Genomic DNA, 8,925 nt, shown 5'->3' with positions numbered 1-8,925 from the left:
TACACCCTGATCCCGTATCTTTTTTTTTTTTTTTTGTGTTTTTTTTTTTTTTTTTTTTTTTTTTGGGGGGGGGGGGGGGGGGGGGGGCGGGGCGGGGGGGGGGGGGGGGGGGGGGGGGGGGGGGCCGGGGGGCCCCCCCCCCCCGCCCCTCCCCCGTTGCCGGCGGGTTGCTCATGCGCTCGCTCTCCTCGGTCACTTGGCGGATCACTCGGGTGGGCGCGTGGCCCGTTGCTCGGTCGCTCATTTCGGCGTCAGGCTGCTCGGGTACGGGACGGGCTCCTGGAGCAGGTACTGCGCGGCGCTGCCGGAGCGGCGCATGCGGTGCCACTTCAGCCGGGTGCCGAGCAGGGCGGTGACCACCGACTGGATGACCACGAGATACAGCAGCTGCCGGTAGAAGAACAGCTGGAGCGGCAGCGCCCACAGCGCCCGGAGCTTTTCGCGGTCCAGCCGCAGCGCGTACCCGGCGGTGACGAGCTGTACGGCGAGGAAGCCGAGCCACACCCCGACGGCTTGCGCCGTGTCGCCGAAGCACACCCCGTACAGGGCGAAGACGTCGACGACCGGTGCGAACAGCGGCATGACGATCTGGAACAGGGCGAGGTAGGTGAGTCCCCGGCGGCCGAAGCGCCCGGCCGGGCCGAATTCCACCACGGCGTGCCGGTGCTTCCACATCGACTGGAGCGTTCCGTAGCACCAGCGGTAGCGCTGGCGCCACAACTGGCCGAAGGTGTCGGGGACTTCGGTCCAGGCTATGGCCGTCTCCTCGTAGACCACGCGGCGGCCGACCCGCCACAGCGCCATGGTGAGATCGGTGTCCTCGGCGAGGGTGTCGTCACTGATCCCGCCGATGGCCGTCAGCGCGTCCCGGCGGAAGGCCCCGATGGCACCGGGGACCGTCGGCATGCACTCGAGCACCTCGAACATCCGCCGGTCCAGGTTGAACCCGAGGACGTACTCCAGGTGTTGCCATCTGCCCAGCAGCCGGCGCCTGTTGCCCACCTTGGTGTTGCCGCTGACCGCGCCGATCGTCGGGTCGGCCAGCGGCTGGATGAGCCGGTGGAGGGCGTCCGGCTCGAAGACCGTATCCGCGTCGATCATGACGATGATCTCGCAACGCGCGTAGCGCAAGCCCGTGCCGAGCGCCCCGGGCTTACCGGAGTTGGGCTGCTGCACCACGGTCACCCGCGGGTCGGCGATTCCGCGGGCGAGCTCCGCGGTCCGGTCCGTGGATCCGTCATCGATGACGATGATCTGCAGCTCCCGGTGCGTGGAAGCCAGGAGTGAGCGCACCGTGGCCTCGATGCCGGCCGCTTCGTTGTACGCGGGAACCAGCACCGTCACCGGCTCGGTCACCTCGCCCAGCCGGGCCGTGCCGGAACGGTGTCTGTGCCGTCGTCGCACATGGACGCGGGCGAGGAAGGCGAGCAGCACCAGCCGGAGAACTCCCAGCCCGCCCGCGATCCCCAGTGCCCAGGTCATCGAGCGCGCGAAGCGGTGCCCGAGGGACTGCGTCCAGATCAGCGCCTCGCCCTGGGCCCGCTCGGGCAAGGACGCGGGCGTGGTGAGCGAGGGCCGCCCGAGTCCGCCGGTGACGGTGGTGAACCGTCCCACGTCCGGGTCGGCCAGCAGCTTGCTCGCTTCCTGGTACCCCAGGGCGGTCTGGCTGTACTGCCGCACCACGCCCTGCGGGGGCTTACGGGAATGGTGGGTGGCGGCGACGAGCAGGTACCCCTGGTCGGAGGCGCGCCGTGCGGCGGTCCATTCGGCACCGCACATCGTGTCGGCGGTGGTGGTGTGCGGCAGTCGCAGCAATCGGCTGTTGATGTCCGCCGCCCCTGCCAGGGCGGTTTGCGTGAGCGAGAGTTCCAGTTGGGAGCGGACGGCGGAGGCGCTGCCCAAATCGCCGCCGGTGTAGGTGTAGGAGCCGATCTCATGGCCCCCGTCGCGGATGCGCCGCACCAGGTCGGGATGGCGGGCCGCCTGGGTTCCGTAGAGGAAGAAGGTCGCCTGCGCATGGTGGTCACGCAGCAGGTCGAGCAGCCGCGGCGTCCACACCGGGTCCGGCCCTCCGTCGAAGGTGAGCGCGGCGGTCCGGTACGGCATCTGTGCGGTCTCGGCGGTGCCGCTGGTGACGCGTAGCACCGGGTCTCCGTTGTCCGCGGACTTCGGTATGGGGCTCGTACACGCACGTCTGGTCCGGGCGCCGTCGACCTCGTGCGTGGTCCAGCCCTCGAAGAGCAACGACGTAGCGACGATGGGGAGGATCAGCAGCAGCAATAACCAGTGCCAGCGTGGGGGGCGGCTGAGCGCGTGCCGCCCCTGCCCTGACAACGCCACAATGGGCCCTTTCTGTCGAGGAGACATGCCACGTGCGAGGCGCGCGCCCGCGCAGGCACGCCATGGCGGCGAGCGCGGGCGAACACGCCTCGGGGCGGTACCGGAAAGGCTTCACACCCAGCGGGTGGAGCCCACCGGTTCGGCATGTCTCACGGGGCAGGGGCGGTGTCGGCGTGGGCCCGGGACCGGTGATGGTCAAGGGGGACGGCCGGTCCGGGGACACCGGAACGCGCCGGCTGGCGGGCGCCGTTCGGGGCGCCGGGCTCATGGTGTGCGGTGTGCTCCGGGAGCGGATCGGCCTTTCCGGGCGCCGGATTTCCGGCCGGTTGCAGGAGGCCGCCGAACACGACGGCCAGGAGCACGAGATATCCGGTGCATATGCACCCTACGGTCAACGCTGCGTGTCCCATGAACCGTCGACGCCTGCCTGAGGCATCGACAAATACGGGACGATTCCGTTGCTTACCGGGGCGACTGCTGTGGGGGGAAGCGGTTCGCATGGAGCGTGAGTGTAACCAGAGACCCGCAAGAGAGAATAGGAAAGATCTTGCCGCTGGCTTCGCCATGCGATGACGAGGACAAAGGGAGCGGAACGAGGGCCGAACTCCTACCCCCGCAATTGCACTCTCACTCGCCAACATATCTATTCACGCGGCTCAGTGGCCTGCGCCGACCCTCCGCCGGCCCCGTCCGGCCCCTCTCCGAGGCCTCTGGAGGCCCTCTTCAGACCCCCCGCAAGACCTTTACGGTCCTCCCGCCGACCGATGCGTACTGTGAAGTAACTCACGTCTGCCGTCGAGGTTCGCAGGACGCACTCCCGGCGCAACTCCCCTCCGTGAGCACGGTGGACGATTCCTCCCCTATGACGCGAGGGCGCCAGGAACGCTCTGCTTTGCTCGACCTTGCTCGGCCTTGTTCGATCTTGGTCGGCATTCATTCCCCCTCGCTTTCCGACCACTTGTACCGCCGCTTTCCCGGTTTCCGACAGCCTTTCCGGATAACTCCGCCTCAGCCAGGCCAACCAGAGAAACCGCCCATACTGACGCAGCGTCAGAGAGAGCTCGGCGGAGTGTGCGTGGAATGATTCCGGTAAGGCGACTCAGGCGTCATCGGCGAGAACGCTCTCGCCCGGAGCGCGCGAAGGGGCGCTGGTCAGAGGCCACCCGGCGCTCGATGACGGGGCTTTCGCGGCTGGTTCGCGGGAAAGGGAGGCCGGCGGCCGGGGCCCCACCCGCTGGGGTTTTTCCGGCCCCTCGGGGAGTTGCACGGCAAAGGGCGGGCGGCCGCCGAGCAACCCCACGACGCGGAATTCCCCACGATTTCTCAGTCCCCCGCCACTCTCCTGCCTCACCACAATCTCGCCGGCAACGGAACGAGTGGCTGAACGGGCCCGCTCGAGCAGCGGTGGCAGCACCGTGACCCGCGCAACCGGGTGCCGCGCCCACCGCATGGACGCGGCACCCACCACGCGCGCTCCCTGGCCGAATGTCAGCCGGCGATGATGCTGCCGAACTGCGGTGCGCCCGCGGTCGAGATGCCGGCCGCGGAGGCCGCGACGAAGCGGGAGCCGGTGGTGGTCAGGCGGGAGCCGTCCGAGGGGAGCGTGACGATCGCGCCGTCGCCGCCGTCCTCGTAATTGGCTCCGACCGTCAGATCGGCCTTCTTGTCGCCGTTGAGGTCCGAGAAGAACACCTCGCCCCCGAACAGGTCCCGCTCCTCGTCGCTGCCCGGGACGCCCGGAGAGTTCTGGTGGAAGTACTGGACGTTGTGCGTGGTGTCGATACCGGACGGCGACCCGCGCAGCACGGTCACCGCGCCCGCCTCGCGCACCCCGTCAATGCTCTCGGACGCGACGCCGATGGCCAGATCCTGCATGCCGTCGCCGTTGATGTCGCCCAGGGAGACCTCGTAGCCGAACTTGTCCCCCTTCTCGGAACTGCCCGGCACCGCGCCGGACTCCTGGGTGATGGTGTCGATGAGGTCCACCCGCGGGCCGCTCGCCGAGCCGTGGATGACGTTGACCTTGCCGCCCTTGGTGGCGCCCGGGACCCGATCGTCGAAGTGCATGCCGGTGACCAGATCGCCGAAACCGTCGCCGTTGACGTCGCCGATGGCCGTGATGTAGCCGCCGGGCAGCCGCATGGCGCGGGCGCCCGACAGGCCGGTATCCGTGCCGGGCAGGTAGTAATTGACGCTGGGGTGCGGGGCGGTCTTGTCGTACGCGCTGACGACGAGGTCGGCGTAACCCTGGTCGGTGACCTCGCCCGACGTCAGCTGGAGGATGCCGTTGCCCTCCCCGAGGACGGGCAGAGCGATGGCCGAGCGCGCCGCCGATTTCCCTGCGCGGCTGAAACCTCCCTTGAAGACGTGCAGCGTCGAGGAGGAAGCGCCGACCGCCAGGTCCGCCGTGCCGTCGCGGTCGAAGTCGCCCGCGGCCAGCGCCGAGCCGAGGAGGTCGTGCTGCGACGGCGCGGGATCGGCGAGCGTGGCGCTGCCCTTCCCGGAGAGGCCACCCGCCGCGCCCCAGAGGATCTGTACCGTTCCGCCATCGACGTCACCGGAGACGTCTTCGTTCGGGGCCGACACGGCGAGATCGGCGAAGCCGTCGGAGTCGAAGTCGCCGACGGCGAGGGCGGCGCCGAAGAGGTCGCCGGCCTCGGCCGCGCCCGGGACCCCCGGGGAGTTCTGGCTCAGCGTGGTCCGTCGTGCGGCGTCCACGCCCCGCGGCGAACCGTAGAGCACGGTGACGGCGCCGGCGCCCTTCTTGCCGTCGACGGTGGCGACGGGCGCGGCGACGACAAGGTCGCGGTATCCATCGCCGTTGAAGTCTCCCTGCCGGCCGTTGCCGGCCGCCGCGGCGCTGTCCGCGGCCGAGGCGAATCCGGTGGCGGCCGTCAGCAGCCCGGCCGCCAGCACGGTGGCTGTCGCGGTGGCCAGGGTCGTACGGAGGTACTTGGGCATGCGTGCTCTCCTGCTGCCTGTGGGATGCGGGCATCCAAGGCCGAATGAGGTGCGGAATACTGCGTCCGGGCAGGCCTTCTCCCTTTGCCCGGACGGTAGTTGGCGAACAGGAGACCCTCAGGAGAGCGCGATGGTTGTAGCGAATTCGTGAAGTCGCGGTGATGGGGAGGTGGCGGCGCCGCGTCCGGCCGGGCGGGATAGGGTCGGCGCATGCTGATCCGGTTACGGCGCCCGTGGCGCGCCAGACTGGCCGTTACCTGCACCGTCCTGCTGCTCGCGACGGCCGGGGCGACGCTGCTGCTGCGGGACATCGCGCCACCCCCGTACAAGCCGCCGCCACGCCTGCCCCGGACTTCCAGCGTGACGCTGCAGGTCGCCTACGGGAGCGAGCTGGATCGCGACGCCCCGCCCGGACCGGCCACCATCACCGGAGCCGTCATGCTGGCGGTCGCCGGGGGACTGGGCGTCGGGGGCTGTCTGATCTGCCGACGGCGCTAGGAGCCGCCGCCACCCGGTCTCGGTTCATCCGACGGCCTCGGCCTTGGCCGTCTGCGGTGCGCTGCGGTAGTGGTCGAGCTGCGTGACACCGTTGTAGCCGTAGCTTTCCGGGTGGAGTTCGTACAGTGCGACTCCGGCGACCGGCGGCAGCACGCCCAGTGTCTCCCGCAGCAGTGCGTAGGCCCCGGAGATGAACCGCGCCCTCTCGTCGGCACTGTTGGTGCCCGCGGTGATGCTCACCTCCACATGCGCGCCGGTGGCGTCCAGGACCGGGCGGCCGGCGATGAAGAAGTGCTCGGCCGGAACCGGGTTCACATGGACCGTCGTGCGGGCGGCGGACTTCCCGAGCGCCGAGACGGCCAGGTCCGTCAGGCCTTCGGCGAGCGCCTGCCGACGGGCGGGAGACAGGTCCGGGTCGGAGACGGTGACGCGGATGAACGGCATGGGGCGACGCCTTTCCAGGAGGGGGAGTGGATGCTCATCACCCTTTCCGATCAGGCAAGATGAGTCCAACACAGATCGTCGATGGGCCCATGAGGGGGCCTCATCGGAGGGCCTCATGAGGAGTCCCATGAGGAGTCTCATCAGCGGGCTCGTCAGCGGTTCATAAGGGGCCTCACCACACTGGGGCGAGGAGGCATCGTGGCGCTGAACCTGCCGCAATTGCGCGCGCTCGTCGCGGTCGTCGACGCGGGCGGCTTCGGTACGGCCGCGACGGAACTGGGCCTGAGCCAGTCGGCGGTCTCGCACGCCGTCGCCTCGCTGGAGCGCACCCTCGCCGCCCCGCTGGTCGTCCGCTCAACTCCCGTACGCACCACCGCACTTGGTGAGGTGATCCTGCCGCACGCCCGCTCGGCCCTCGCCGCGGCGGACGCGATCTTCGACGCGGCGGACCGGCACGGTGCGACGACGGGCGGCACGGTGCGCCTCGCCGCCACGCCCACGGTCTGCCAGGGCCTGCTGCCCTCGCTGCTGCGCGACTGGTCCGAGCGTCTGCCGGCCATCCGTATCCGCGTCTTCGAAGGCAGCAGCGAGGAGACCGCGGCCTGGCTCGCGAGCGCGGCGGCGGACGCGGCCATCGTGGTCGACCCTCCCCCGGCCTCCGACGAGGCGGAACCTCATGCCGGCAGTGGCGCGCTGCTGGTGACCGACCCCTTCCTCGCCCTGCTCCCGCAGGACCACCCCTTGGCGGGCGAGGAAACCGTCCACGTCGCCGACCTGGCGGACGACCCGCTGGTCCTCTCCCCGAACGGCTGCGAGCGGCACATCCGCACCATCCACCGACTGGCGGGGGAGGATTACACCCCCGCTCATCGCGTACGGGACCTCGGAACGCTCATCAGCATGGTCCAGGCCGGCCTCGGTATCTCGATCCTGCCGGAGGTCTCCCGCCCGCTGGTCCCGGACGACCTCGTCCTGGTGCGGATCACCCCGCACCACAGCAGGCGCCTCGTGCTGTGCGGCCCGCGGGAACGCCCTTGGTCACCAGCGGTACGTGCCCTCGTGGATTCCGTGGCGCAGCTGCCGACGGGCGCGATCGGCGCCGTGTGACGCCGGGCCCGCCCGCTCCGCCGCCTCCTGGGTCCCGGACAATGCCGGTATGACGAAGAAGAAGCTGCTGCTCATAGTTGCCGCTTGCGCGGCGGTCTGTGCCGTCGCCGTGCCGGTGCTGAAGAGCCACAACGACAACCTTCCGGACGCGTTCAACGACCACGTCCTCCATGAGCGCATCAAGACCTTCGCGACCGCGAGCAGCGCCCCGAAGTCCGGCGACGGCGAGCTGCTCTTCATCCTCCCCGGCTGGGTCCCCAAGGACGCCACGGACGTGACGGAGAAGGTCCAGACCGACGGCAACGCCAAGCTGATCCGGTTCACCCTCGCCGCCACCCCGCTGAAACTGAACGGGAAGAGCTGCACCGACGGCGCGTTCAACGACGGCCCGGCGCTCGACGCGAGCTGGTGGCCGCAGAACGTGGGCGAGGGCGCCGGGCGGCCGGATTGCTCCGAGGAGTACCAGTTCCGGGTCGCGGTCAACGGCAACCACGTCTACGCCTGGACCAATGGCGATCGGGCGCATGAGTGACGGGGAGCCACGGCAAGCCCGTGCCTCCCCGTCGGTGTGGCCCGGCGGGGTCAGCCCGCCAGCTCCCCCAGGAGGGCCCAGGTGCGGCGCCGGTCGGCGTCCCCGGCGACCTCCGTCCCTGAGAACACGACCTCCGTTGCACCGGCGTCCCGGTAGCGCCGCACCTCTTCGGCGACCGCCCGCTCGTCGCCGATCACGGCCACATCGGCGGCTCGCTTACCGCCGGAGAGTTCGATGACGCGCGCGTAGGACGGTATCTGCTCGTAAAACGCGAGCTGTTCGGTGACCGTCTCGCGCACCGAGTCGACGTCGTCGGTCACCACACCGTGTACGAGAGCGACGATCCGGGGCGCGGGACGTCCGGCCGCCTCCGCCGCCGCGGTGACGGCCGGAACGATGTGTTCGGCCAGGGCGCGGGGCCCGGCGAGGTAGGGCAGAATCCCGTCCGCCAGCTCACCGCTGGCCCGCAGCGCCTGCGGCCCCATCGCGGCGACGAGCAGGGGCACGCCGGCCTCGGCACCCGGGACGCGCGCGGGGATCGGCGTCGTCGCGGTGAGCAGCTCGCCATGGAAGTCGGCCGCGCCGGTCTCGGTCAGCCGGCGGAGCGCCGTCAGGAATTCCCGCAGCCGCGCGATGGGCCGCTCGAACGGTATGCCGAAGCCCGCCTCGGTCAGGAGCTTGGTGCCGAGGGCGAGTCCGAGGTGATAGCGGCCGTGGGTGGCCGCCTGGGCGGTCAGGGCCTGGCTGGAGACGAGCAACGGGTGGCGTCCGAAGACGGGAATCGCGGACGTGCCCACCTGTATGTCCGGTACTTCGCGCCCGACGATCGCCGCGAGCTGAGGCGAGTCGGCACCGAAGGTCTGTCCGAACCACGCGGACCGCAGCCCCGCGGCCGCCGCCTCCGCGGCGAGCCGCACGGAGGCGTCGATCTGATTACCGGCATCGGTCGCGTTGAGCGCTACTCCCACAGTCATGTCAGCTTGAACCGAGGGCGGTTGGCCGTCTATTCCGACAACTCGAGGAACTGGCGAATCGACGGACCT

At 70.2% G+C, this 8,925-nt stretch carries 7 protein-coding genes; 3 read left to right on the top strand and 4 right to left on the bottom strand.

All coding sequences use genetic code 11. The annotated features are described in order from the left end of the window. Positions 1-240: 240 nt before the first annotated feature. Together ACIRPT_RS05355 and ACIRPT_RS05350 are read right to left on the bottom strand one after the other, a co-directional pair. Positions 241-2,367 carry a bifunctional polysaccharide deacetylase/glycosyltransferase family 2 protein gene (locus ACIRPT_RS05355; protein ID WP_403822518.1) on the bottom strand — a complete coding sequence of 709 codons (2,127 nt, stop codon included), beginning with the start codon at positions 2,365-2,367 and terminating at the stop codon, positions 241-243. Between the two features lie 1,461 nt (positions 2,368-3,828). Continuing rightward, complete coding sequence (locus ACIRPT_RS05350; protein WP_403822515.1) at positions 3,829-5,301, bottom strand: FG-GAP repeat protein; 1,473 nt, start codon at positions 5,299-5,301, stop codon at positions 3,829-3,831. Between the two features lie 210 nt (positions 5,302-5,511). On the opposite strand from ACIRPT_RS05350, the gene ACIRPT_RS05345 reads away from it, so the two are divergent. Then, positions 5,512-5,799 carry a hypothetical protein gene (locus ACIRPT_RS05345; protein ID WP_403822512.1) on the top strand — a complete coding sequence of 96 codons (288 nt, stop codon included), beginning with the start codon at positions 5,512-5,514 and terminating at the stop codon, positions 5,797-5,799. A gap of 24 nt (positions 5,800-5,823) precedes the next feature. On the opposite strand, the gene ACIRPT_RS05340 is transcribed toward ACIRPT_RS05345, so the two are convergent. Continuing rightward, a complete protein-coding gene (locus tag ACIRPT_RS05340) occupies positions 5,824-6,243 on the bottom strand; it encodes a 4-oxalocrotonate tautomerase family protein (protein WP_403822508.1) in 420 nt (139 codons plus the stop codon). 198 nt (positions 6,244-6,441) lie between these two features. Between ACIRPT_RS05340 and ACIRPT_RS05335 the strand changes: the two genes are divergently transcribed. Together ACIRPT_RS05335 and ACIRPT_RS05330 are read left to right on the top strand one after the other, a co-directional pair. Beyond that, positions 6,442-7,350 (top strand): LysR family transcriptional regulator, encoded by a 909-nt coding sequence (locus tag ACIRPT_RS05335; protein ID WP_403822505.1) that lies wholly within the window; start codon positions 6,442-6,444, stop codon positions 7,348-7,350. Between the two features lie 49 nt (positions 7,351-7,399). Then, the gene (locus ACIRPT_RS05330; protein WP_403822502.1) at positions 7,400-7,882 is read left to right on the top strand and encodes a hypothetical protein; all 483 of its coding nucleotides are present in this window, start codon (positions 7,400-7,402) and stop codon (positions 7,880-7,882) included. 50 nt (positions 7,883-7,932) lie between these two features. Here the strand turns inward: ACIRPT_RS05330 and ACIRPT_RS05325 are convergent, their stop codons facing one another. After that, positions 7,933-8,856 carry an LLM class F420-dependent oxidoreductase gene (locus ACIRPT_RS05325; protein ID WP_403822498.1) on the bottom strand — a complete coding sequence of 308 codons (924 nt, stop codon included), beginning with the start codon at positions 8,854-8,856 and terminating at the stop codon, positions 7,933-7,935. Positions 8,857-8,925 lie beyond the last annotated feature (69 nt).

This window comes from Streptomyces sp. NPDC101227, from assembly GCF_044767545.1.
Lineage (GTDB): Bacteria > Actinomycetota > Actinomycetes > Streptomycetales > Streptomycetaceae > Streptomyces.
Note: the sequence above shows the minus strand (reverse complement) of the source record. Positions and strands in the feature narration are given on the sequence as shown.

Excerpts from the sequence above, each read along its gene's own strand:
- ACIRPT_RS05330 (WP_403822502.1), top strand. The coding sequence starts at position 7,400 with ATGACGAAGAAGAAGCTGCTGCTCATAGTTGCCGCTTGCGCGGCGGTC.
- ACIRPT_RS05325 (WP_403822498.1), bottom strand. The coding sequence starts at position 8,856 with ATGACTGTGGGAGTAGCGCTCAACGCGACCGATGCCGGTAATCAGATC.
- ACIRPT_RS05345 (WP_403822512.1), top strand. The coding sequence starts at position 5,512 with ATGCTGATCCGGTTACGGCGCCCGTGGCGCGCCAGACTGGCCGTTACC.
- ACIRPT_RS05355 (WP_403822518.1), bottom strand. The coding sequence starts at position 2,367 with ATGTCTCCTCGACAGAAAGGGCCCATTGTGGCGTTGTCAGGGCAGGGG.
- ACIRPT_RS05340 (WP_403822508.1), bottom strand. The coding sequence starts at position 6,243 with ATGCCGTTCATCCGCGTCACCGTCTCCGACCCGGACCTGTCTCCCGCC.
- ACIRPT_RS05350 (WP_403822515.1), bottom strand. The coding sequence starts at position 5,301 with ATGCCCAAGTACCTCCGTACGACCCTGGCCACCGCGACAGCCACCGTG.